The sequence below is a fragment of the Pseudomonas sp. FP2300 genome, from assembly GCF_030687595.1.
GTDB lineage: Bacteria > Pseudomonadota > Gammaproteobacteria > Pseudomonadales > Pseudomonadaceae > Aquipseudomonas > Aquipseudomonas bijieensis.
Map to the genome: position 1 here is coordinate 2,156,979 of NZ_CP117440.1, position 22,596 is coordinate 2,179,574.

At 60.3% G+C, this 22,596-nt stretch carries 22 protein-coding genes; 12 read left to right on the forward strand and 10 right to left on the reverse strand.

Translation table 11 applies throughout. The annotated features are described in order from the left end of the window. Positions 1 to 150 precede the first annotated feature (150 nt). A complete protein-coding gene (locus PSH86_RS09495) occupies positions 151 to 1,614 on the forward strand; it encodes a glyceraldehyde-3-phosphate dehydrogenase (RefSeq protein WP_305489381.1) in 1,464 nt (487 codons plus the stop codon). A 171-nt stretch (positions 1,615 to 1,785) separates the two neighbouring features. On the opposite strand, the gene PSH86_RS09500 is transcribed toward PSH86_RS09495, so the two are convergent. Next, a complete protein-coding gene (locus PSH86_RS09500) occupies positions 1,786 to 3,084 on the reverse strand; it encodes an MFS transporter (protein ID WP_116831866.1) in 1,299 nt (432 codons plus the stop codon). Positions 3,085 to 3,347: 263 nt separating this feature from the next. On the opposite strand from PSH86_RS09500, the gene PSH86_RS09505 reads away from it, so the two are divergent. After that, positions 3,348 to 4,337 (forward strand): FAD:protein FMN transferase, encoded by a 990-nt coding sequence (locus tag PSH86_RS09505; protein WP_305489383.1) that lies wholly within the window; start codon positions 3,348 to 3,350, stop codon positions 4,335 to 4,337. A gap of 375 nt (positions 4,338 to 4,712) precedes the next feature. Further along, a complete protein-coding gene (gene sthA, locus PSH86_RS09510) occupies positions 4,713 to 6,107 on the forward strand; it encodes a Si-specific NAD(P)(+) transhydrogenase (RefSeq protein ID WP_003183399.1) in 1,395 nt (464 codons plus the stop codon). A gap of 42 nt (positions 6,108 to 6,149) precedes the next feature. On the opposite strand, the gene PSH86_RS09515 is transcribed toward sthA, so the two are convergent. Further along, on the reverse strand, positions 6,150 to 6,872 hold the full coding sequence (locus PSH86_RS09515) for a glycerophosphodiester phosphodiesterase family protein (RefSeq protein WP_109751590.1): 723 nt from the start codon (positions 6,870 to 6,872) through the stop codon (positions 6,150 to 6,152). After that, positions 6,869 to 7,465 (reverse strand): PilZ domain-containing protein, encoded by a 597-nt coding sequence (locus PSH86_RS09520; RefSeq protein ID WP_116831869.1) that lies wholly within the window; start codon positions 7,463 to 7,465, stop codon positions 6,869 to 6,871. Before PSH86_RS09520 ends, PSH86_RS09515 begins: the two co-directional genes overlap by 4 nt. A 94-nt stretch (positions 7,466 to 7,559) precedes the next feature. On the opposite strand from PSH86_RS09520, the gene PSH86_RS09525 reads away from it, so the two are divergent. The 3 genes from PSH86_RS09525 (at position 7,560) to PSH86_RS09535 (ending at position 10,809) form a co-directional block, all read left to right on the forward strand. After that, the gene (locus tag PSH86_RS09525; RefSeq protein ID WP_109751592.1) at positions 7,560 to 8,810 is read left to right on the forward strand and encodes a lipoprotein-releasing ABC transporter permease subunit; all 1,251 of its coding nucleotides are present in this window, start codon (positions 7,560 to 7,562) and stop codon (positions 8,808 to 8,810) included. Between the two features lie 7 nt (positions 8,811 to 8,817). Next, the gene (gene lolD / locus PSH86_RS09530; RefSeq protein ID WP_162843734.1) at positions 8,818 to 9,501 is read left to right on the forward strand and encodes a lipoprotein-releasing ABC transporter ATP-binding protein LolD; all 684 of its coding nucleotides are present in this window, start codon (positions 8,818 to 8,820) and stop codon (positions 9,499 to 9,501) included. 63 nt (positions 9,502 to 9,564) lie between these two features. Continuing rightward, a complete protein-coding gene (locus PSH86_RS09535; RefSeq protein WP_109751593.1) occupies positions 9,565 to 10,809 on the forward strand; it encodes a lipoprotein-releasing ABC transporter permease subunit in 1,245 nt (414 codons plus the stop codon). Between the two features lie 180 nt (positions 10,810 to 10,989). Here the strand turns inward: PSH86_RS09535 and PSH86_RS09540 are convergent, their stop codons facing one another. Continuing rightward, on the reverse strand, positions 10,990 to 12,342 hold the full coding sequence (locus tag PSH86_RS09540) for a heavy metal sensor histidine kinase (protein WP_176688305.1): 1,353 nt from the start codon (positions 12,340 to 12,342) through the stop codon (positions 10,990 to 10,992). Beyond that, the gene (locus PSH86_RS09545) at positions 12,339 to 13,019 is read right to left on the reverse strand and encodes a heavy metal response regulator transcription factor (protein ID WP_109751595.1); all 681 of its coding nucleotides are present in this window, start codon (positions 13,017 to 13,019) and stop codon (positions 12,339 to 12,341) included. Before PSH86_RS09545 ends, PSH86_RS09540 begins: the two co-directional genes overlap by 4 nt. A gap of 152 nt (positions 13,020 to 13,171) precedes the next feature. On the opposite strand from PSH86_RS09545, the gene PSH86_RS09550 reads away from it, so the two are divergent. Both PSH86_RS09550 and queF read left to right on the forward strand, forming a co-directional pair. Beyond that, positions 13,172 to 13,693, forward strand: coding sequence for a plastocyanin/azurin family copper-binding protein (locus PSH86_RS09550; protein ID WP_109751596.1), 522 nt, complete (start codon positions 13,172 to 13,174; stop codon positions 13,691 to 13,693). 61 nt (positions 13,694 to 13,754) lie between these two features. Further along, on the forward strand, positions 13,755 to 14,585 hold the full coding sequence (gene queF, locus PSH86_RS09555) for an NADPH-dependent 7-cyano-7-deazaguanine reductase QueF (RefSeq protein WP_109751597.1): 831 nt from the start codon (positions 13,755 to 13,757) through the stop codon (positions 14,583 to 14,585). A gap of 170 nt (positions 14,586 to 14,755) precedes the next feature. Here the strand turns inward: queF and PSH86_RS09560 are convergent, their stop codons facing one another. Together PSH86_RS09560 and PSH86_RS09565 are read right to left on the reverse strand one after the other, a co-directional pair. Then, positions 14,756 to 15,019 (reverse strand): DUF4404 family protein, encoded by a 264-nt coding sequence (locus PSH86_RS09560; protein WP_116831874.1) that lies wholly within the window; start codon positions 15,017 to 15,019, stop codon positions 14,756 to 14,758. A gap of 109 nt (positions 15,020 to 15,128) precedes the next feature. After that, complete coding sequence (locus PSH86_RS09565; RefSeq protein ID WP_116831875.1) at positions 15,129 to 15,749, reverse strand: HAD family phosphatase; 621 nt, start codon at positions 15,747 to 15,749, stop codon at positions 15,129 to 15,131. Between the two features lie 200 nt (positions 15,750 to 15,949). Between PSH86_RS09565 and PSH86_RS09570 the strand changes: the two genes are divergently transcribed. The 3 genes from PSH86_RS09570 to rssC all read left to right on the forward strand — a co-directional run bounded on the left by PSH86_RS09570 (position 15,950) and on the right by rssC (position 18,636). After that, positions 15,950 to 16,639: a VacJ family lipoprotein gene (locus tag PSH86_RS09570; RefSeq protein WP_109751600.1), complete on the forward strand. Its 690-nt coding sequence runs from the start codon at positions 15,950 to 15,952 to the stop codon at positions 16,637 to 16,639. A 333-nt stretch (positions 16,640 to 16,972) separates the two neighbouring features. Continuing rightward, positions 16,973 to 18,154 (forward strand): two-component system response regulator RssB, encoded by a 1,182-nt coding sequence (gene rssB / locus PSH86_RS09575; RefSeq protein ID WP_014339338.1) that lies wholly within the window; start codon positions 16,973 to 16,975, stop codon positions 18,152 to 18,154. Then, a complete protein-coding gene (gene rssC / locus PSH86_RS09580) occupies positions 18,154 to 18,636 on the forward strand; it encodes an anti-sigma factor antagonist RssC (RefSeq protein ID WP_025212773.1) in 483 nt (160 codons plus the stop codon). The genes rssB and rssC overlap by 1 nt, the downstream gene beginning before the upstream one ends. 211 nt (positions 18,637 to 18,847) lie before the next feature. On the opposite strand, the gene tal is transcribed toward rssC, so the two are convergent. Then, on the reverse strand, positions 18,848 to 19,774 hold the full coding sequence (gene tal, locus PSH86_RS09585; RefSeq protein ID WP_305489389.1) for a transaldolase: 927 nt from the start codon (positions 19,772 to 19,774) through the stop codon (positions 18,848 to 18,850). Positions 19,775 to 19,953: 179 nt separating this feature from the next. Beyond that, positions 19,954 to 20,964 carry a tRNA dihydrouridine(20/20a) synthase DusA gene (gene dusA / locus PSH86_RS09590; protein WP_305489391.1) on the reverse strand — a complete coding sequence of 337 codons (1,011 nt, stop codon included), beginning with the start codon at positions 20,962 to 20,964 and terminating at the stop codon, positions 19,954 to 19,956. Positions 20,965 to 21,067: 103 nt separating this feature from the next. On the opposite strand from dusA, the gene PSH86_RS09595 reads away from it, so the two are divergent. Continuing rightward, positions 21,068 to 22,219, forward strand: coding sequence for a site-specific integrase (locus PSH86_RS09595; RefSeq protein ID WP_305490350.1), 1,152 nt, complete (start codon positions 21,068 to 21,070; stop codon positions 22,217 to 22,219). Here the strand turns inward: PSH86_RS09595 and PSH86_RS09600 are convergent. Further along, positions 22,194 to 22,469 (reverse strand): pyocin activator PrtN family protein, encoded by a 276-nt coding sequence (locus tag PSH86_RS09600; RefSeq protein WP_024778225.1) that lies wholly within the window; start codon positions 22,467 to 22,469, stop codon positions 22,194 to 22,196. The genes PSH86_RS09595 and PSH86_RS09600 overlap by 26 nt on opposite strands. Positions 22,470 to 22,596 lie beyond the last annotated feature (127 nt).

Genomic DNA, 22,596 nt, shown 5'->3' on the forward strand with positions numbered 1-22,596 from the left:
GTTGCGACAAAGTCGGCAATTGTAGCGGGGGAAGGGGGCTGCTGTCAGTCGCAGACTACCCAGGCAGACAGGAAAACCACGGTGCGACAGGCGCGCATTGCTCAGCCGAGGACTCGGCGGCATAATGTAGCCCCTTTTTTCAGCCCCTACATGTGGAAGGTTACCGTGACTCAGAAGCCCGACCAGTGTCTTGGTGAATGGATTGATCGTGAAGCTCTCGCAGAAGCGATGATCCCTCTCATCGGTCAGCTCTACCGCAATAACAGCGTGGTGAGCTCGATCTATGGCCGCAGCCTGATCAACCAGTCTGTCATCGCGATCCTCAAAGCCCACCGCTTTGCTCGCCACCGTTCTTCCGACGACAGCGAACTCTCCGTCCACGAAACATTCCCTCTGCTCAAAGCCATGAGCGAGCTCAAGCTCGGCGCGGCTTCGGTGGATCTGGGCAAGTTGGCGTTCAAGTTCCGCAACGAAGGCAACGGCCGTAGCGCCGAGCAGTTCGTTCGTGAAGAGTTGGCTGATGTGGTTGGCCAGCAGAACGTTTCGGCTCGCAAAGGCACCGACGTGGTCCTGTACGGCTTCGGTCGTATCGGCCGTCTGCTGGCGCGCATCCTGATCGAAAAAACCGGTGGTGGCGACGGCCTGCGCCTGCGTGCCATCGTGGTGCGCAAGGGCGCCGAGAACGACCTGACCAAGCGTGCCAGCCTGCTGCGTCGCGATTCGGTCCATGGTTCGTTCAACGGCACCATCACCATCGACGAAGAAAACAACACCATCACCGCCAACGGCAACCTGATCCAGGTGATCTACGCGAAGAACCCGACCGAGGTGGACTACACCCAGTACGGTATCAAGGACGCACTGCTGGTGGACAACACCGGCGTATGGCGTGACGCCGATGGCCTGGGCCAGCACCTGGCCTGCCCGGGTATCGACCGCGTTGTCCTGACCGCGCCTGGCAAGGGCAAGCTGAAGAACATCGTCCACGGCATCAACCACGGCGACATCACCGCTGACGACAAGATCGTCTCCGCCGCCTCTTGCACCACCAACGCCATCGTGCCGGTGCTCAAGGCTGTGAACGACAAGTTCGGCATCGTCAACGGTCACGTTGAAACGGTTCACTCGTACACCAACGACCAGAACCTGATCGATAACTTCCACAAGGGCGACCGCCGTGGTCGCAGCGCCGCGCTGAACATGGTCATCACCGAGACCGGTGCCGCCACCGCCGCCGCCAAGGCCCTGCCTGAACTGGCCGGCAAGCTGACCGGCAATGCGATCCGCGTGCCGACGCCGAACGTGTCGATGGCCATTCTCAACCTGAACCTTGAGAAAGCCGCCACCCGTGAAGAGATGAACGAGTACCTGCGCTACATGGCGCTGCACTCCGAGCTGCATAAGCAGATCGACTTCGTCAATTCCCAGGAAGTGGTCTCCACCGACTTCGTGGGCTCGCGCCACGCCGGTGTCGTGGATGCTGAAGCCACCATCAGCCAAGACAACCGCGTTGTCCTGTACGTCTGGTACGACAACGAATTCGGTTACAGCTGCCAGGTGGTTCGCGTGATGGAAGACATGGCCGGGGTCAACCCGCCAGCGTTCCCGCGCTAAGCCTTAGCCGCTTGTGAAAACGCCCCGACTTGTCGGGGCGTTTTTTTGTCTGCAGGTTTTGTGTTGGCTGGGCTGGCCTCATCGCGAGCAGGCTCGCTCCCACAGTTGACCGAGTTGTTGCTGATGTATGTGATCAAATGTGGGAGCGAGCCTGCTCGCGATGACGATTTTTCAGGCGCCGCCGACTATCGAGGCTTGTTCAGTGCGCAGTTCATGCCGATTGCCCTTGAACAGCACCAGGGTCGCAATCAACCCCAGCACCGCCGCGCCACTGAGCCATATCCCCGGTGCAGCCTTGTTGTCGAGCACATGAATCAGGTAGGTACAGGCCGCCGGAGTAAACCCGCCGAACGTCGCTGTCGCCAGGCTGTATGCCAGGGAGAAACCGGTGGTGCGCACCTCGACCGGCATGATTTCCGTCAAGGCCACGACCATGGCGCCGTTGTAGGATCCATACAGGAACGACAACCACAGCTCGACGATCAGCAAATGGCTGAAGCTGGGGTTCGCCACCAGCCAGGACAGTGCCGGATAGGCCGTCAGGATCGCCAGGACAGTCGCACCGAGCAACAGGGGTTTGCGTCCGATCTTGTCGGAAAACGCCCCCATCACCGGCAGCCAGAAGAAATTCGACAAGCCGATGCACACCGTGACCAGCAGTGCATCCAGGTCCGACAGGTTCAGCTCGGCCTTGCCGAAGGTCGGTGTGTAAGCGGTGATCAGGTAGAACGATACGGTGGTCATCACCACCAGCGCCATGCCAGCCAAGACGATGCCGAAGTTCTGACCGATGGAGCGGACAATTTCCGACAGGCTAGGACGATGTTTTCTCGCCTGGAACTCAGGTGTTTCCTCCAGTGAACGACGGATCATGAATATTGCCGGCACAATCATGCAACCCACCAGGAACGGTACGCGCCAGCCCCAGTCGCCCATCTCCTGGGGACTCAGCCAGTGATTGAGGCCAACCCCCAACAGGCCGGCAAACACCACGGCAGCCTGCTGGCTGGCCGATTGCCAACTGACAAAGAAACCCTTGCGCCCCGGCGTGGAAATTTCCGCCAGGTAAACCGATACGCCTCCGAGTTCCACGCCAGCGGAGAAGCCTTGCAGCAAGCGGCCCAGCAGGACCAGCAAGGGGGCCGCCACGCCGAGGACTGCGTAGCCCGGTACGCAGGCGATCAGTATGGTACCCATGGCCATCAGCATCAGGGTGATGATCAAGCCTTTGCGGCGTCCGTGGCGGTCGATGTAGGCGCCGAGAAAAATCGCCCCGAGGGGGCGCATCAAGAACCCTGCACCAAACGTGGCCAGGGACAGCATCAGCGAGGCGAACGCACTGTCGGCGGGGAAGAACGTCTTGGCGATGGCCGTGGCGTAGAAGCCGTAGACCATGAAGTCGAACATCTCCAGGAAGTTGCCGCTGACAACGCGAAAAATCGCCTTGCCGTTGCTCGTATTGGAAGGCATGTGTAGGTACTCACTCTGACAATCTTGTATGAAAGCGCCGTATCCCAGTGGAAGCCTTGTGGGAACCTGTGGGAGCAAAGCTTGCTCGCGATGCAGTCGACACGGTTTAACTGCGAGACCGTGTCATCGTTCATCGCGAGCAAGCTTTGCTCCCACAAGGTTCCATCGGCCCCCACAGGTTTTTGCGTGCGCTGAAGCCCATAATGGCCGGCGCGGTTTTGAGGGGAGATGAAGATTTGTTAACTGGACGATGGATTGGGCTTGTGGTGCTGGCCGGCGTGTTGTCCGGTTGCGGCAACGGCGACACGCTGGAACGCTTCGATGGGCCGACCATGGGCAGTCATTATTCCATTCAGTACGTCAGGCATTCCGCCGGGCCGGGTCCGAAAAAGGTTCAGGCCGAGGTGGAAAACATCCTTGCCGAAGTGGATCGGCAATTCTCGACCTATCGCAGCGACTCGGACGTCGAACGTTTCAATGTGTTGCCGGCCAATAGCTGTCAGATCATGCCTGGCCCGATCCTGGAGTTGATCCGCGTGGGCGAGCAGTTGTCGGTTCAAAGCGATGGCTCTTTCGACCTGACCGTGGAGCCGTTGCTGAACCTGTGGGGCTTCGGGCCCCAGTCCCGGGAAGAACAAGTGCCGAGTACCGAGGCGTTGGCCTTGGTGCGCCAGCGTGTCGGTCACGGTCATTTGCGTATTGAGGGCGACCGGTTGTGCAAGGACGCCGCGGTGGAGGTCGACTTCAACAGTATCGCCGCGGGCTATACCGTCGACCGCATCGCCGCCAGGCTCCAGGCCTTGGGCGTCGACAGTTACCTGGCCGAAGCCACCGGTGAGCTCAAGGCCGTCGGGCGCAAACCCGATGGCTCGGCCTGGCGTATCGCCCTGGAAGAACCCCGGGATGATCGGCAAGTGGCCGAGCGTGTCATTGAGGTCAATGGCTACGGGGTTTCCACCTCGGGTGACTACCGCAAATATTTCCAACAGGGTGGCAGGCGTTATTCCCACACGTTTGATGCGCGCACCGGTACACCAGTCCTACACAACCTCGCGTCGGTCACAGTGATTCATCCTTCGGCGTTGATGGCCGATGGACTGTCGACGCTGTTGTTGATTCTCGGGCCTGAACGGGGTTGGGACTATGCCGAAAAGCACGGTATCGGGGTATTTTTCGTGGTGCGCGATGGCAATCGTTTTGTCACCCGCACCAACGATGTGTTTGAACGGATCATTCGTGGAACAAACCAGTGATGTCAGCAATGTTGTTCGCTTAGGGCGTAAATAATCCGTGGCGAGGGAGCTTGCTCCCGCTGGGTTGCGCAGCAACCCTCTTTTTTGAGCGCTTCGCACTCAAGCGGGAGCAAGCTCCCTCGCCACATTGATTCAGGCGAACTTGAGATAAGGTCATGCAATGATGACAGCGCCGTGAAAGGCTACCTGTGGCGAAATAGCGCAGGCAAAACTAGCCTACGACGCGACCAAGGGGTAATGTGCGCGGCGTTGACGCTTCTATAGACTGTGGCCGGGCTCGTGAACCGGCCCCAAATTGTTCCTTCATGCCGCAGGCCGGCATGATTTAGCCGTCGGTGCCAAGTGAGGCGCCACGGCCTGTTCTGAGGAGTACGCATGGCTGTCTACAACTACGACGTGGTGGTACTGGGCTCCGGCCCGGCAGGGGAAGGCGCGGCAATGAACGCGGCCAAGGCAGGGCGCAAGGTGGCGATGGTCGACAGCCGTCGGCAGGTCGGCGGCAACTGCACCCACTTGGGTACCATCCCGTCCAAGGCCTTGCGTCACTCGGTCCGGCAGATCATGCAGTTCAACACCAACCCGATGTTCCGGGCCATCGGCGAGCCGCGCTGGTTCTCCTTCCCGGACGTGCTCAAGAGTGCCGAGAAGGTGATCTCCAAGCAGGTGGCCTCGCGCACCGGTTACTACGCCCGCAATCGTGTCGACGTGTTCTTCGGCACCGGCAGCTTCGCCGATGAGCAGACGGTTGAAGTGGTCTGCGGCAATGGTGTGGTCGAGAAACTGGTGGCCAAGCACATCATCATCGCCACCGGTTCACGCCCGTATCGCCCGGCCGACATCGATTTCAACCACGCGCGCATCTACGATAGCGACACCATCCTGAGCCTGGGCCACACCCCGCGCAAACTGATCGTCTACGGCGCCGGGGTGATCGGTTGCGAATACGCCTCGATCTTCAGCGGCCTGGGTGTGCTGGTGGAGCTGGTGGATAACCGTGGTCAGTTGCTGAGCTTCCTGGACTCGGAAATCTCCCAGGCCCTGAGCTATCACTTCAGCAACAACAACATCACCGTGCGCCATAACGAAGACTATGACCGCGTCGAAGGCGTCGACAATGGCGTGATCCTGCACCTCAAGTCCGGCAAGAAGATCAAGGCCGACGCCTTGCTCTGGTGTAACGGCCGTACCGGCAACACCGACACCCTGGGCCTGGAAAACATCGGCGTGAAGGTCAACAGCCGTGGCCAGATCGAAGTCGACGAGAACTACCGCACTTGCGTACCGAACATCTACGGTGCCGGTGACGTGATCGGCTGGCCGAGCCTGGCCAGTGCCGCCCACGACCAGGGCCGTTCGGCCGCCGGCAGCATTGTCGACAATGGCAGCTGGCGCTTCGTCAACGACGTGCCGACCGGCATCTACACCATTCCGGAGATCAGCTCGATCGGCAAGAACGAGCAGGAGCTGACCCAGGCCAAGGTGCCTTACGAAGTGGGCAAGGCGTTCTTCAAGAGCATGGCGCGGGCGCAGATCGCCGGTGAGCCGCAAGGTATGCTGAAGATCCTGTTCCACCGCGAGACCCTGGAAGTGCTGGGCGTGCACTGCTTCGGCTATCAGGCGTCGGAGATCGTGCACATCGGCCAGGCGATCATGAACCAGCCGGGCGAATTGAACACGCTGAAGTACTTCGTCAACACCACGTTCAACTACCCGACCATGGCCGAAGCCTATCGGGTAGCGGCCTATGACGGGCTCAACCGGCTTTTTTGAGCGGCTCCGGCCGGTGGCCTGAGCCGGCCGGGGAGACCGATTTCAGCAGTTCTCGAGCGTGGCAGTGGCCAAACCGGGAAAGTCTGTAATCAGGCTGTCAGCGCCAAAGTCGGCGAGCCTGCGCATCAGCGCGGGCTCGTTGACGGTCCACACCGACACATGCAGCCCCTGGCGCTGCGCCTTGGCCAGGCGTTCCGGCGTGCACAGGGTCCAGTTCAACGCCAGAATCTCGCAGCCGTAGCTCTGGGCGACCTTCAACGGGTCGAGCCAGGCGTACTCGGCCACCAGTCCGCGAGAGATGTCCGGGGTCAGGTCCAGGGCCGCCTTGAGCACTTCCCGGGAGCTGGAGGTGATGGTGATCTTGTCCAGCAGCCCAAAACGCTGGGCCATTTCACGGATGCCCAATACCGTGGCTGCGGCGCGGGTGCGCGAGGCGCTCTTGACCTCCAGTTGCCAATGCTCGAAGTCACACTTCTCGAACAACTCTTCCAGGCGTGGGATCGGGCACGGCTTGATCCAGCCCGGGCCACCCTTGCGCGCATCGTAGGTCACCAGTTCGGCGGCGGAATGCTCCACCACCTTGCCCCGGCGATCCGTTGTGCGCTTGAGGGTCGGGTCGTGGATCACCATCAACTCGCCGTCCATCGAAAGATGCAGGTCCAGCTCGCAACGGCGTACGCCGTGCTTGAGGCACTCCTGAAAACCGGTCAGGGTGTTTTCCGGCGCTTCGCCCTTGGCGCCGCGGTGGCCATAAATGAGGGTCACGGTTCTTCCTTATTGATACCTGATTCGTTCAGTTCCCGGGCCAGGCGTCGTTCTTGCGCCTGTTTCTGCAGGATGTAGCGGGCCAGCAACTGGCGCTGGGCGTCGGTCGGGCGTTCGAACTCGGTGCCCACGTCGTAGCCGCCGCCCTTGGGGTCGCAGTGGGTGACCCGTGCCCGGAGCAGTAAGCCGAGAGCTTGCGGCATCAGCACCAGTTTGATCGACAGATGGGCGCCAACCGCGATCGGTGTGGGGTACTGGAAGTCGACGCCGCCTTCGGAAATGATCACCGGCTGCGGTTCACCGATTTCGCCGAGCACCGTCAGGGCAATGACCTGGCTGAGCAGGTCGATGCGTTTGTTCATTGCCTTGAGGTACGCCGCGATGCTGCGTTCGCGCTCGCTGATCTGGCGCAGCAGGTGCTGTGACTCGAATTCGCTCAGGTGCAGTTCGCTGAGCAGATTGAACAATGGAGAAGCATCCTGCAACACTTCCTGGCCAGCAGCTTCAGGAATGGACAGGGGCCGAATTTCCAGTGCGATCGTGTCCTCGATACGGTAGTATTCGCGGCGATCTTCTTCATCTAATGTCGACATGGCGAACCCATGGTAGCGGCGGTGGTCTGAGTGTAAAGCTGGTTTGAGACCCCCGCCACAAGGACGTTCCTTTTCCCTCCGAACAAGCCCCGACATGTTCAGACCTCTCTTCGTATTTATCGGCACGCGTTATACCCGTGCAAAGCGTCGCAATCATTTCGTATCGTTCATTTCCCTGACGTCCATCATCGGGCTGGCCCTTGGCGTGGTCGTGATGATCGTCGTACTGTCGGTGATGAACGGCTTCGACCATGAGATGCGCACCCGCGTGCTGGGCATGGTGCCCCACGCGACCCTCGAAACCGGCGAAGCCATCAGTGATTGGCCGAGCCTGGCCGCCAAGGTCAAGCAGAACCCGCAGGTGCTGGCCGTGGCGCCGTTCACCCAGATGCAGGGGCTGCTGACCAACGACGGCAAGGTGTCCAAGGTGTTGCTCAACGGCATCGACCCAGAGCTCGAGCGGCAGGTATCGATCATCGATAACTTCATGCAACAGGGCAAACTCGACGACCTGGCGCCAGGCGGTTTCGGCATCGTCATTGGCGACAAGGCCGCGGCGAAGCTCGGCGTTGCCATTGGCGACAAACTGACCTTCGTCGCCCCGGAGGTCACCGTGACCCCGGGCGGCATGTTCCCGCGCATGAAGCGCTTTACCGTGGTTGGTATTTTCCATGTCGGCGCCGGCGAGCTGGACGGTTACCTGGGCGTCACCAATCTCCAGGACCTGGCGCGCCTGCATCGTTGGAAACCGGATCAGGTCCAGGGCCTGCGGTTGAAGTTCGACGACCTGTTCCAGGCCCCGCGTGTGGCATGGACCATCGCCCAGCAGCTCGGCGAAGACCGTTACTACGCCCGGGACTGGACCCGCACCCATGGCAACCTGTACCAGGCGATCCGCATGGAAAAGGCCATGATCGGCCTGCTGCTGTTGCTGATCGTCGCCGTGGCGGCGTTCAACATCATCTCCACGCTGGTGATGGTGGTGAACGACAAGAAGGGCGACATCGCCATCCTGCGCACCCTCGGCGCCACGCCGGGGCAGATCATGCGGATCTTCATGGTCCAGGGCACGGTCATCGGCGTGATCGGCACGTTCGTCGGCGCCCTGGTCGGGATGTTCGCCGCGCTGAATGTCAGCGCCGCGATTGCTGCCCTCGAAGGCCTGATCGGGCACAAGTTTCTCAACGCCGACGTGTACTTCATCGACTACCTGCCGTCGCAATTGCAGGCCGATGACGTGTTGATGGTCTGCGGCGCTGCGTTGGTCCTGAGTTTCCTCGCCACCCTGTATCCAGCCTGGCGTGCCGCGCGCACCCAGCCTGCGGAGGCGTTACGTTATGAGTGAGTCGGGCATGAGTGAAAAAGCTATCTTGAGTTGCCGCAACCTGGGCAAATCCTACGAGGAAGGTCCTGAGTCGGTGGTGGTGCTGTCGGGCCTGCAACTGGAGTTGCACCCTGGCGAGCGCGTGGCGATTGTCGGCACCTCCGGGTCGGGCAAGAGTACCTTGCTCAACCTGCTGGGCGGCCTCGACACGCCGACCGCCGGCAGTGTCTGGCTGGCCGGCGAAGAGCTTTCGGCGCTGAACGAGAAGGCTCGTGGCCTGCTGCGCAACCGTTCCCTCGGTTTCGTCTACCAGTTCCACCACTTGCTGCCAGAGTTCACGGCGCTGGAAAACGTCTGCATGCCGCTGTTGATCGGTCGCACAGCGATTCCTGAAGCCCGTCAGCGCGCCACGGCGTTGCTGGAGCGGGTAGGGCTGGGCCATCGCCTGGAGCACAAGCCGGCGGAACTGTCCGGTGGCGAGCGCCAACGTGTGGCGATTGCCCGCGCCCTGGTCAACAAGCCTGGCCTGGTGATGCTCGACGAGCCGACCGGTAACCTCGACTCCCACACCGCCCAAGGCATTCAGGACCTGATGCTGGAACTCAGCACCTCGATGCGCACGGCGTTCCTGGTGGTGACCCACGACATGAACCTGGCCCGGCAGATGGACCGCGTCCTGCACTTGCAGGAAGGTTGCCTGACGCCCATCTGACCGACCGAAACCCGGCACTTGAAACCCGTGCCGGGTCTTTTATTTTCATACGGTGCCCCGCGAATGTTCAGACCGTTATCGATCTTTATCGGCACGCGCTATACCCGCGCCAAGCGCCGCAATCGCTTTGTTTCGTTCATCTCCATGACCTCGATGATCGGCCTCGCCCTGGGTGTGCTGGCGATGATCGTGGTGTTGTCGGTGATGAACGGCTTCCAGCGCGAAATGAGCTCGCGCATCCTCGGCATGGTGCCCCACGCTACCATCGTCGGCGTCAATCCGATCGACGACTGGCAACCAGTGGCCGCCGCGGCGCTGAAAAATCCCGAGGTGACCGCCGCCGTGCCGTTCACCGAGATGGAAGGGATGTTGAGCCATAAGGGTTCGATGCAGCCGATCCAGATCAGCGGCATCGATCCGGCCCAGGAAGGCAAGGTGTCCATCGTCGCCCAGCACATCGTTCAGGGCCGTCTCGATGCCTTGAAGCCGGGCGAGTTTGGCGTGGTGATCGGTGAAATCACCGCGCGGCGTTTTCGCCTGAACGTCGGCGATAAAATCACCCTGATCGTGCCGGAAGTCAGCACCGCGCCGGGTGGTATCACTCCGCGCATGCAGCGGCTGAACGTGGTGGGTGTATTCAAGGTCGGTGCCGAACTGGATGGCTCCATGGCCCTGATCCACGTGGCCGACGCCGCGCAGATGCAGCATTGGCAGCCGAACCAGGTGCAAAGCGTGCGCCTGGCGGTGAAAGATTTGTACGCGGCGCCGAAGGTCTCCGGGGACATCGCCACCGGCCTGGGCGCGAACTACAAGGCCGACGACTGGACCCACACCCAGGGCAGCCTGTTCAGTGCCATGAAGATGGAAAAGACCATGATCGGCTTGCTGTTGCTGATGATCGTCGCCGTGGCGGCGTTCAACATCATCGCCACGCTGATCATGGTGGTGAACGACAAAGGCGCGGACATCGCGATCCTGCGCACCATCGGTGCCACACCGCGGCAGATCATGGCGATTTTCATGGTCCAGGGCACGGTGATTGGCGTCGTCGGCACGCTGATCGGCGGCGTGTTGGGGGTGATCGCGGCGTTGAACGTCAGTGAGCTGGTGGGCTGGCTGGAGCGGGTCAGTGGCCAGCACATCTTCAGTTCCGATGTGTACTTTGTCAGCAACCTGCCTTCGGAGCTTCAGCGCGCCGATGTTCTGCTGATCTGCTCGGCCGGGTTCATCCTGAGCTTCCTCGCTACCGTGTACCCTGCGTGGCGTGCGGCGAAGATCGAGCCGGCGCAGGCGTTGCGCTACTCTTGAGGTCGCACAACCTCGTGTCAAATGGATGCTCTCTGTGGCGAGGGGATTTATCCCCGCTGGGTCGCGAAGCGACCCTAAACCCTGGCACCTGGGGGTAGTAGGCAGGTTGAGTTGACTGTATTGGGGCTGCTTCGCAGCCCAGCGGGGATAAATCCCCTCGCCACAGGTTGTGTGCTGCCTTCAATTCTCTTTCGGCAACTCGATCACAAACCGCGTCCAGCCATCGGCTGACTCACAGTGGATCTGCCCGCCATGGGCGCGGATGATCGAGCGGGTAATCGCCAGCCCGAGCCCCGCGTGTTCGCTGCTGCCTTCCTGGCGAGCCGGGTCGGCGCGGTAGAAACGGTCGAACAGGCGCGGCAGCAGGTCCGCTGGAATCCCCTCGCCACTGTTTTCCACGCTTACGCTCACCCCTTGAACCTCATCGACAATTCGTACCCGCACTTCGCCGTCAACGGGGGTGAAGCGCAGGGCGTTGTCCAGCAGGTTGGAAAGGGCCCGACGCAACATATTACGGTCGCCCTCGATGTGGCTTTCGCCCTCGCGACTCAGGCGTACGTTGGTGTCTTCGGCCAGGGGCGAGAAGAAGTCCAGCAGCAAGTCCACTTCTTCGGCCAATTGCAGCGGTTCGCGATTGATCGCCAGCAGGCCGTGGTCGGCCTTGGCCAGGTACAGCATGTCATTGACCAATTGCGCCATCCATTGCAGTTCCTCGAGATTGCTGTGCAATGCCTCGCGGTAATCCTCCAGGGAGCGCTCGCGGGTGAGGGTGACCTGGGTATGGGTCAGCAAATTGGACAGCGGCGTGCGCAACTCATGGGCGATGTCGGCCGAGAACGCCGAGAGTCGCTGAAACGCATCGTCGAGGCGTCCGAGCATGGCATTGATGCTGTGGGCCAATTCCGCCAGTTCCGTAGGCATTTGCTCTTCGGGCAGTCGGGCGTTGAGAGAGCGGGCCGAGACGCTGCGGGCGATGGCGCCCATGCGTCGCAATGGCCGCAAGGCCCGCCGGGCGGCCCAGGCACCGAGCAGGGCCGTGGCCAGGGCTGAGAGGCCGACGGTCAGCCAGATCAGGCGCTGCATGCGTTGCAGGAAATGCTGGTGATGAGTGATGTCCAGCAACAGGGTCAGTTGTGGTGAATTGGCTCGATCGGGATACAGCGGCGCGTTCAACACCCGGTAGTCGTTGTCGGCATCGCTGAGGGTCGACAGGCCGGGCCGCTCCGGCAATTGAGCCGGGATCCGGATCGAGCTGTCGTACCAACGCACACCATCACTGCCCTTGATGCGCAGCGCCAGATCGGCCTGACGGCTCAGTTCATCTTCCAGGCGGCCCTGGATCTGTTCGGCGTCGAGATCTTGCAGGGTCCGGCGCAGGCCGATCAGCTTGCCTTCGAGCAGTTGCTGGTCCAGCTCGATGAAGTGCGCCTCGCTGCCACGGCTGAACAGGATGCCGGCGAACAATGACACCACGGCGGTGCAGGCAGCAAACAGCAGCGCCAGGCGGCTACTCAGTGACCACCGGCCCCTCACAGGCTGCGCTCTTCAAGCACATAACCCATGCCCCGCACGGTGTGGATGAGTTTGCTGGGGAACTCATCGTCAATCTTGATTCGCAGGCGCCGTATCGCGACTTCGATGACGTTGGTGTCGCTGTCGAAGTTCATGTCCCAGACCTGGGACGCGATCAGCGACTTGGGCAGCACTTCGCCCTGACGGCGCAGGAGCATTTCCAACAAGGCGAATTCCTTGGCGGTGAGATCGATGCGCCGACCGCTGCGTTCGACGCGGCGGCGGATCAGGTCCAGGCGCAAGTCGGCCAGTTGCAGGGCGGTTTCCTGTTGTGTCGAGCTGCCTCGACGCAGCAGGCTGCGCACCCGTGCCAGCAACTCGGAAAAGGCAAAGGGCTTGACCAGGTAATCATCAGCGCCCAGCTCCAGGCCGTGGACCCGATCCTGTACCGCGTCCCGCGCAGTGAGGAACAGCACCGGTGTATCTAGCCCGGCTCCGCGGACGGCTTGCAGGATCTGCCAGCCATCGCGGCCGGGCAACATCACGTCGAGGATCAGCAAGGCGTATTCACCGCTCAAGGCCAGTTGCTGGCCGGTGATCCCGTCGGCTACCAGGTCGGCGTTGAACCCGGCTTCGCCCAGGCCTTGGCGCAGGTATTGGCCGGTTTTGGTTTGGTCTTCGACGATCAGCAGTTTCATGGGCGGCTCAATGCTGGGTTGGAACGAGGGCGTTATACCGTGGCAGGCGGGCTCGTGGTGTAACCTGACAAAGTTGTAATCGAACTGTCAGCCGACTGGCAGGCCTGTAGCGATAGAGTTTCCCACAAGCTGAAACTGATTGGAGTATGGACATGTTGATGGGAAACCGCTTGATCCTGGCCGCTTGCGCACTGGCCCTCAGTGCGTCGTCGTGGGCATCGCCGGGCCATTTCGATTTTGGCCAGCCTGCACCGGCAGCCAAGGCCAGTCGCAGCATCGAGGTGGTGATGGGCGACATGACGTTCGATCCCGGTGCCCTTGATATCAAGGCCGGCGAGACGGTTCGGTTCGTGCTGATCAATAAAGGCCAGTTGCTCCACGAATTCAACCTGGGCGACGCCGCCATGCACGCCGACCACCAACAGGAAATGCTCAAGATGCAGCAGAGCGGCCAGTTGATGCCGACCGCGATGAAGCCGGGGATGGACCATGGCGCCATGGGCCACGACCAGGCGAGCATGCGCCACGATGACCCCAACAGCGTATTGGTGGAGCCGGGCAAAACCGCCGAGCTGACCTGGACCTTCAGCAAGGCCACGCGCCTGGAGTTTGCCTGCAATATTCCCGGGCATTACCAGGCCGGGATGAAGGGCGACCTGACAGTCAGTCAGTAAGCACTCAAAGGCTACGGCAAAGGCTGATAGAATCCGCTGATTCTTCAGTCAGGTTTCTGTCATGCATCCCGCAGCCGAACACTCGCCGCTGGGCAAGTCCAGCGAATACATCGCCACGTACACGCCGTCACTGCTGTTTCCGATCCCGCGCACCGCGAAATGGGCGGAACTGGGCCTGACGGCCGAGACCTTGCCGTACAAGGGCGTGGATTTCTGGAACTGTTTCGAGCTGTCGTGGCTGTTGCCGTCCGGCAAGCCGGTAGTTGCCATCGGTGAGTTCGCGATCCCGGCGGACTCGCCGAACATCATCGAGTCCAAATCCTTCAAGCTGTACCTCAATTCCCTGAACCAGACGCCGTTCGCCGATACCGCGAGCCTGGAAGCGACCCTGCGCCAGGACCTGTCGGCAGCCGCCGGCAAAGCGGTGGGCGTGCGGATCCGCAGCCTCACGGATGTGGAAAGCGAAGGCATCGTGGCGTTGCCCGGTACGTGCATCGACGATTTGGACATCAGCGTCGATTCCTACGCGCACCCGCGCCCGGAGCTGTTGCGTTGCGATGCATCGCGCATCGTCGAGCAAAGCCTGCACAGCCACCTGCTCAAGTCCAACTGCCCGGTGACCAGTCAGCCGGACTGGGGCAGCGTGGTGGTGGAGTATCGCGGCCCGGCCCTGGACCCGGCCAGCCTGCTGGCCTACATCGTCAGCTTCCGCCAGCATTCGGATTTCCATGAGCAATGCGTGGAGAGGATTTTTCTCGACCTGCAGCGCTTGCTCAAACCGGAGAAGTTGACCGTGTACGCGCGGTATGTGCGTCGTGGTGGGCTGGATATCAACCCGTATCGCAGTACTGAAGCGGTGCAATTGCCGAACCATCGTTTGGTCCGCCAATGAGTATCTAATGTGGGAGCGGGCTTGCTCGCGAAGGCGGTGTGTCAGTCGACGTCCATTTGGTTGACACACTGCCTTCGCGAGCAAGCCCGCTCCCACACTGGATTGCATTTCAGATTGCCAACATCAAAAAGCCCCGCTAGCGATAGCAGGGCTTTTTGCATTTGAAGGGGTCAGATCCCCATGTTGCCCAAGGCCAGCACGATGTTGCGCAAGGTCCCGGCAAGGGTGGGGTGTTCCACCTCGAAACGTTCGACAGCCAGGTTCACATTGTCGGCGAGGTTGTTGTCCGGTGTTTTGCTTTCCAGCTCAAGCTCAAGTTCGATCTGTTGCATCAGCGCCTGCAGGTCATAGCGCTCGGCTTCGGAAAGTGGTGGATTCTGTTCCAATTGCTCGCGCAGGTTATTGAGCTGTTCTTGCAATTCGCGGGCAGGCATTGGCGTACTCCCTTTATTGATAGGCACAGCCATGGACCGCGACGGCTGGTCAAAAGTCCATGGCTTGCCTTAAGAGTAATCCACCCTCACGCACCCTGCATGATCCCGGTCATGGCTTCTCGCCTTTGAGTCGACGCAGGCTGATATCCGCCAGGCAAGTGTCGAGTTCACCCAGGTGGTCGATCACCGAGTGCACTCCCAAACCGAACAATTGCACAGTGGCCTTGGCGCGCTTGGTTTCCCGTTCCTGTTGGCTCAGCGCCTGCCATTGGTCAGGCGCCAAGCCGCACAGCGAGCCGCAGGACGCCAGGCCGATGGTCCACAAGCCGGCGTTGAGCCCCGACTGCAACAGCCTGGGTTCGCCACTGACCAATACGCAGCCGTCCAGTTGCTGGACGTTCAGCGCCATCAAGGCTTGCCAGCAGGCATGCGGCGCCGGCCAAGGATTATTTGTTGCAGGAAGTTGCGGTGGTTTGATCCATGTCGGCAATGAAGCCGCCAGGGCGTGGCTGATGGCAGGTGGCAACTCGTCGAGCCAGGCGCAGGGGATTTCCTGGCGCTGCAACTGCTGCAAGCTCTCAAGGGCGCCAGGTGTGGGCTGCGCATGCTCGACTGGCCCAGCCCCTGGTTGACGGATGCGTGCGCCGAAATCCACCAGGCATCCGCTCAGGCCAAACAGTACGGCGGTCAGGCTGGAGGCGGGGAGGGGCAGGGCTTCGGCGCGGGGCATGGGAACGTCCTTGAAATAACCAGCAGCCTAATGGGCCTCGATGACAGTCCGGTGACAGTGAGATGAAGGGTGCTGGTCGCGGAAAAGTCCTACGATCTGCGTGCTTTTCGGTGCTGCCTATCTACGCGTTCCGTCTTATACTAGCCAGCTTACCGCCTGGGCTCGGCGCCCTTGCCTGAATAATCCAAGGAGTTTTCCCTATGCGCTGGAGCCATCGTCTAGCTCTGCTGTGTTTATCTGCCAGCGTCTTGCTGGTTCCGTTCGCTGCCCAGGCCGCCACGGAAGAAGATCCTTGGGAAAGCATCAACCGTCCAATCTTCACTTTCAACGACACCCTCGATACCTATGCGCTCAAGCCACTGGCCCAGGGGTATCAATACGTGACGCCGCAATTCCTCGAAGACGGCATCCATAACATGTTCCGCAACATCGGCGACGTGGGCAACCTGGCCAACAACGTGCTGCAAGCCAAGCCGGCCGCTGCCGGTGTCGACACCGCCCGATTGATCTTCAACACCACCTTCGGCCTGCTGGGCTTCTTCGACGTGGGCACCCAGATGGGCCTGCAGCGCAGCGATGAAGATTTCGGCCAGACCCTGGGCTACTGGGGCCTGGGCAGTGGTCCGTATTTGATGTTGCCGCTGTTGGGGCCAAGCACCCTGCGTGACGCGCCAGCCAAGCTGGTCGATGACTACACGGCTCCGTATCGTTATATCGATAACGTCTCGGTGCGTAACTCCATTCGAGGCCTGAACGTCGTCGACACCCGTGCCAGCCTGTTGTCGGCCGAGAAGATGGTGAGCGGTGACAAGTACGTCTTCATCCGCAACGCTTACCTGCAAAACCGCGAATTCAAAGTCAAGGATGGCCAGGTTGAAGACGATTTCTGATTTCGTCTCGTAGATCTGGAAGGCGGCCCGAAAGGCCGCCTTCTGTGCTTTGGAGGTGGTTTGATCCTTCCATTGAGTTACGCTTCGCTCGGTTCTTATAACTCTCTGTACTTTGACAAATAAAGACGGCAAGCGGCTATCTGCATGAGCTTGAAACGCCCGGCGGATGGGAGTACCGTCTGCGCCTTAGAAGGGCACCTCTGATGTATTTGCGTGTAGGGCAAAGGCCTGAAACCGGTACGACAGAGAGGCTAGAAAGCGAATCCAGTAGTGCGTGCCAGGCCAGACAGCCCAGCCCGCTACGCCAACCTAATTCTGGCGCCGTTTGCCCACATGCCAAAAACCAGTGCCACGCTGCTGATAATCGATGATGACGAAGTGGTGCGAGCCAGCCTCGCAGCCTACTTGGAAGACAGTGGTTTCAGCGTCCTGCAGGCCAGCAATGGCCAACAGGGTCTTCAGGTATTCGAGCAAGACAAGCCCGACCTGGTCATCTGCGACCTGCGCATGCCGCAGATGGGCGGACTCGAACTCATTCGCCAGGTCACCGAGATTTCCTCGCAGACCCCGGTGATCGTGGTTTCGGGCGCGGGCGTAATGAACGACGCGGTCGAGGCGTTGCGCCTGGGCGCGGCGGATTACCTGATCAAGCCCCTTGAAGACCTCGCGGTACTCGAACACTCGGTGCGCCGGGCCTTGGACCGTTCGCGGCTGTTGCTGGAAAACCAGCGCTATCGTGAAAAGCTGGAAACCGCCAACCGCGAGCTGGAAGCCAGCCTGAACCTGTTGCAGGAAGACCAGAACGCCGGGCGCCAGGTACAGATGAACATGCTGCCGGTCAGCCCCTGGACCGTCGACGATTTCCGGTTTGCCCACCAGATCATTCCGTCGTTGTACCTGTCGGGCGATTTCGTGGACTATTTCCGGGTCGACGAACGACGAGTGGCCTTTTACCTGGCCGATGTTTCCGGCCATGGTGCTTCCTCGGCGTTCGTGACGGTGTTGTTGAAGTTCATGACCACGCGCCTGTTGTTCGAATCCAAGCGCAATGGCACATTGCCAGAATTCAAGCCGTCAGAAGTCCTTGGGCATATCAACCGAGGCCTGATCAGTTGTAAGCTGGGCAAACACGTCACAATGGTCGGTGGAGTCATCGACGAGGAGACTGGTTTGTTGACCTATAGCATCGGCGGTCACCTGCCTTTGCCTGTGTTGTATACGCCAGACAGCGTTCGTTACCTGGAAGGGCGAGGTTTGCCGGTGGGCCTGTTCAACGAGGCCACCTACGAAGACCACGTACTGGAATTGCCACCGACATTCAGCCTGACGCTGATGTCTGATGGCATTTTGGACCTTTTGACAGAACCTACACTCAAAGAGAAAGAAGCGGCCTTGCCTGAACGGGTAAGCGCAGCGGGCGGCAGCCTGGAAGGCTTGCGTCAAGTGTTTGGATTAGCCACGCTAGGGGAGATGCCGGATGATATCGCCCTGTTAGTGTTGAGCAGGAACCTTTGATGAGTACCGGTAGAATCCAGTTCGCCGAGCAGGACGGCACCTTTGTCCTGAAGTTTGTCGGTGAAGTGCGCCTGACCCTGTGTTCGGCGCTGGATGCGACTATTGAGCGGATCTTCACTGCGTTGAACTTCAGCGCCATCGTGATCGACCTGACCGAAACCCGCAGCATCGACAGCACCACCCTGGGCCTGCTGGCCAAGTTGTCGATCCTGTCACGGCAGAAGGTCGGCTTGCTGCCGACCGTTGTCACCACCCACAACGATATCACCCGTCTGCTGCAGTCCATGGGTTTTGACCAGGTGTTCAACATCGTTGGCGACCCCGTGCCATGCCCTGAATGCCTGGACGACCTGCCTGACCAGGACCAGTCTGAAGAAGAAGTGCGGATCAAGGTGCTCGAAGCCCACAAGATTCTCATGGGGCTCAATGACTCCAATCGTGAAGCGTTTCACGACTTGGTGAATGCGCTGGAGCGGCCCTGACGCTTGAGTCTTGTGTCGGCTAAGCAGGTCCCGTCGCGAGCAGGCTCGCTCCCGCAAAGGACTTGTTTTTGCCGCAATACCTGATTCACTCTGACCCCCTGTGGGAGCGAGCCTGCTCGCGATGAGGCCGTTCCGGCCAGTGCATTCCGTGCGCAAAACCAATAAAAAAGGGCGAACCCACCAAGGTTCGCCCTTTTTCACATGAATCCGCTCAAAGCTTGGCTTGCAGTAACGCCTCCAGCTTCTCCTGGTCCCGGGCAAACTGACGAATACCTTCGGCGAGTTTCTCGGTCGCCATGGCGTCTTCGTTGGACAACCAGCGGAACTGCGCTTCATTGAGAATCAAGCGCGCTTCCCCGGCTTGCCCTGGCGCCAGCTTACGCTCCAGCTTGCCTTCATCGGCGGCCAGTTTTTCCAGCAGGTCCGGGCTGACGGTCAAGCGGTCGCAGCCGGCCAGTTGTTCGATCTGGTTGAGGTTGCGGAAGCTCGCACCCATGACCACGGTCTTGTAGTCATTGGCCTTGTAGTAGTTATAGATACGCGTCACCGACTGCACGCCCGGGTCATCGGCGCCGGTGTAGTCGTTGCCATTGGCTTTCTTGTACCAATCGTAGATACGGCCCACGAACGGCGAAATCAGGAACACCCCGGCATCGGCACAGGCCGCGGCCTGGGCGAAGGAGAACAGCAGGGTCAGGTTGCACTGGATGCCTTCACGCTCCAGTTGCTCGGCGGCACGAATGCCTTCCCAGGTGGAAGCGATCTTGATCAGCACGCGATCCCGGCCAATGCCGGCTTTTTCGTACAGATCGATCAGACGATGCGCACGCTTCAACATGGCTTCGGTATCGAACGACAGGCGCGCATCCACTTCAGTGGAAATACGCCCTGGAATCACCTTCAGGATCTCTTGCCCAACCGCCACGCCGAAACGGTCGCTGGCCAGGCCCACGTCACCCTTGCAGTCCGCGACGCAGGCGTTCAGCAGCTCGGCGTAGCCGTGGATGGCCGAAGCCTTGAGCAGCAGGGAAGGGTTGGTGGTGGCATCCACGGGTTTAACGCGGGCGATGGCTTCGAAGTCGCCGGTATCGGCCACTACGGTAGTGAATTGTTTGAGTTGTTCCAGCTTGGAAGTCATGAGCGTGCTCTGTCCTATGGGTCTGTTGACATTACCCGAGGGCCGGCAGCCACTCAAGGGCGTGAAGAGGTATCAAATGGCCCCGGTGGCAACAACCTGAAAACGGCTGTTTGAAAGGTCGGGGCGGGTATCGGTAGATACGATTCCAAAACAGGCCGCAGGTTCAAAGCAAGTGACGGTCAGCGCCCTTCCAACAATTGTCCCGCCTGATCCAGCAACGCCAACGGATCCTTGGTTTTGTGAATATCCACCGACAATAACTGCCGAAACCGCCGTGCCCCCGGGAACCCGGTACCCAGCCCCAACACGTGACGGGTAATATGGTGCATCGCCCCGCCAGCGGCCAGGTGATCGGCAATATACGGTCGCAATTGCGCCAGCGCCTCGGCCCGGCTGATGATCGGCGCGGTGCTGCCAAACAGTTGCTGATCCACCTCGGCCAGCAGATACGGGTTGTGATACGCCTCGCGACCCAACATTACGCCGTCGAAGGTCTGCAAATGCTCATGGCACGCCTCCAGCGTCTTGATCCCGCCGTTGAGCACAATCTCCAACTCCGGAAAATCCGCCTTCAACCGCGCGGCCACGTCATAACGCAGCGGCGGGATATCCCGATTCTCCTTCGGCGACAACCCCTCCAGAATCGCAATCCGCGCATGCACGGTAAAACTCGTACCCCCGGCCTCACGCACCGTCCCGACAAACTCACACAACTGCTCGTAACTGTCCCGCCCATTGATCCCGATGCGATGCTTGACCGTCACCGGAATCGACACCGCATCGCGCATGGCCTTCACACAGTCAGCCACCAAATCCGGATGCCCCATCAGGCAGGCGCCGATCATGTTGTTTTGCACTCGGTCACTGGGGCAGCCGACGTTGAGGTTGACCTCGTCGTAACCGTGCTCCTGGGCCATACGGGCGCAGGCGGCCAGGTCAGCTGGGACGCTGCCGCCCAGTTGCAGGGCCAGGGGGTGTTCGGCTTCGTGGTGGCGCAGGAAACGTTCGTGGTCACCGTTGAGCAAGGCGCCGGTGGTGACCATTTCGGTGTAGAGCAGGGCGTGTTTGGAGAGGATGCGGAGGAAGAACCGACAGTGGGCGTCGGTCCAATCCATCATGGGGGCAACACTAAAGCGCCGAGACAGCGTAGGCCTTGAATTCACTGGGCTAAAGCTCTGTTTATCTAGCATTTTCTTCAACGTGTTCTGGGCGTTATTTCGGGCGTTTTCAGGCGTTTTTGAAGGCTCGGTGGTACGATGTACCACTTCAAAACTGACGCGTACCACTTTTGACATGGCGACTATCAGGGCAAGAAAACTGGCGGATGGGTCTGTTAGCTACACGGCTCAGATCCGCATCAAGCGCGACGGAGTGCAAGTCTATCAAGAGAGCCAGACCTTCGCCCGTAAACAGGCGGCGCAGGCCTGGGCACGCAAGCGTGAGTCCGACCTGGATGAGCCTGGTGCGATTGAGCGGGCGAGCCGCAAAGGCGTCACGCTCAAAGACATGATCGATCAATATCTGATCGAGGTTGAGAAAGCCCGGCCGCTGGGCAAGACAAAACGAGCAACCCTTACGGCCATCGGCCAAACATACATGGGCAAGTTGGCCGACACTGACATCAACACCCAATGCCTGGTCGATTACGCGCTGTGGCGGATGAGCCCCGAGGGGGGAGGCGTCCAGGCGCAGACCGCCGGCAACGACCTGGCGCACCTCGGCGCCGTGCTTTCCATCGGCAAAGACGCTTGGGGTTATCAGCTCGATCCCATGGCGATGGGTGGGGCACGGCGCGTGCTGCGTAAGCTCGGCTACAACTTGAAGAGCCGCGAGCGTGACCGGCGTCCCACGCTGGATGAGTTGGGTGAGCTCATGAAGCACTACCGGGATATGCAGGACCGGCGTCGCAGCATAATCAACATGATGAAAGTGGTGGGCTTTGCCCTGTTTTCGACGCGCCGTCTCGACGAAATCACCCGGATTCGCTGGGATGACCTCGACGAGGCCGGCCAGCGGGTGTTGGTACGCGACATGAAGAACCCAGGCCAGAAGATTGGCAACGACGTCTGGTGCTACATCCCAGACGAGGCTTGGAAGATCCTCCAGACCATGCCCCGTGCCGGCGAGGATATTTTCCCATACAGCCCCGAATCAATTTCCACGTCATGGGCTAAGGCCTGCAAATTCCTGGAAATCCAGGATCTGCACTTCCATGACCTGCGGCACGAAGGTGTAAGCCGACTGTTCGAAATGGACTGGGACATTCCCCGTGTGGCGAGCGTTTCGGGACATCGTGACTGGAATTCGCTGAGGCGATACACCCACCTACGTGGCAAGGGTGATCGCTATGTGAAGTGGGAGTGGTACGAAGAAATATTGAGGGCGCCCGTCCAACTGGGCGCCGCATCAATGAAGTGGCTCAAAAGGCGTGTTTTAACCCGTTGAGCTGGCTATTCTCCTTAACCGCGGCTGCGCGCTGTAGATCGAGATAAGCGGCCAGGTCGGTGATATGGATCCCCTTGGCCGATTTCTGGCTGCGTTCCAGGCGGGTGATGGGGATCTTGATCTGACCGCTCATCACCTTGCGCTGGAACATGTCAGGCGTCAGGTGCGTGAAGTAGTCCCGGCAGACCTGCTCCAGCGAGATAATCGCCTGGCCGTCGTACTGGGCCATCAGGATAAAGGCTGTGTTCATGATGTCCCTCACATCCGAAACGATTGGTGAATGAGCGTCGGCCGGGCGGTACGTCCTGCAGGTTGCGCCTCGTTCGCCTGAATCTCGCAAATGAACCTGTGCCTATTCCGATTCGTTGCGCTCAGCT

Coding starts and splice junctions, on each gene's coding strand:
- rssB (WP_014339338.1), top strand. CDS start 16,973: ATGCCAAAAACCAGTGCCACGCTGCTGATAATCGATGATGACGAAGTG.
- PSH86_RS09500 (WP_116831866.1), bottom strand. CDS start 3,084: ATGCCTTCCAATACGAGCAACGGCAAGGCGATTTTTCGCGTTGTCAGC.
- sthA (WP_003183399.1), top strand. CDS start 4,713: ATGGCTGTCTACAACTACGACGTGGTGGTACTGGGCTCCGGCCCGGCA.
- PSH86_RS09595 (WP_305490350.1), top strand. CDS start 21,068: ATGGCGACTATCAGGGCAAGAAAACTGGCGGATGGGTCTGTTAGCTAC.
- PSH86_RS09525 (WP_109751592.1), top strand. CDS start 7,560: ATGTTCAGACCTCTCTTCGTATTTATCGGCACGCGTTATACCCGTGCA.
- dusA (WP_305489391.1), bottom strand. CDS start 20,964: ATGCTAGATAAACAGAGCTTTAGCCCAGTGAATTCAAGGCCTACGCTG.
- lolD (WP_162843734.1), top strand. CDS start 8,818: ATGAGTGAAAAAGCTATCTTGAGTTGCCGCAACCTGGGCAAATCCTAC.
- PSH86_RS09550 (WP_109751596.1), top strand. CDS start 13,172: ATGTTGATGGGAAACCGCTTGATCCTGGCCGCTTGCGCACTGGCCCTC.
- rssC (WP_025212773.1), top strand. CDS start 18,154: ATGAGTACCGGTAGAATCCAGTTCGCCGAGCAGGACGGCACCTTTGTC.
- queF (WP_109751597.1), top strand. CDS start 13,755: ATGCATCCCGCAGCCGAACACTCGCCGCTGGGCAAGTCCAGCGAATAC.
- PSH86_RS09545 (WP_109751595.1), bottom strand. CDS start 13,019: ATGAAACTGCTGATCGTCGAAGACCAAACCAAAACCGGCCAATACCTG.
- PSH86_RS09520 (WP_116831869.1), bottom strand. CDS start 7,465: ATGTCGACATTAGATGAAGAAGATCGCCGCGAATACTACCGTATCGAG.
- PSH86_RS09495 (WP_305489381.1), top strand. CDS start 151: ATGTGGAAGGTTACCGTGACTCAGAAGCCCGACCAGTGTCTTGGTGAA.
- PSH86_RS09565 (WP_116831875.1), bottom strand. CDS start 15,749: ATGCCCCGCGCCGAAGCCCTGCCCCTCCCCGCCTCCAGCCTGACCGCC.
- PSH86_RS09560 (WP_116831874.1), bottom strand. CDS start 15,019: ATGCCTGCCCGCGAATTGCAAGAACAGCTCAATAACCTGCGCGAGCAA.
- PSH86_RS09600 (WP_024778225.1), bottom strand. CDS start 22,469: ATGAACACAGCCTTTATCCTGATGGCCCAGTACGACGGCCAGGCGATT.
- PSH86_RS09535 (WP_109751593.1), top strand. CDS start 9,565: ATGTTCAGACCGTTATCGATCTTTATCGGCACGCGCTATACCCGCGCC.
- PSH86_RS09570 (WP_109751600.1), top strand. CDS start 15,950: ATGCGCTGGAGCCATCGTCTAGCTCTGCTGTGTTTATCTGCCAGCGTC.
- tal (WP_305489389.1), bottom strand. CDS start 19,774: ATGACTTCCAAGCTGGAACAACTCAAACAATTCACTACCGTAGTGGCC.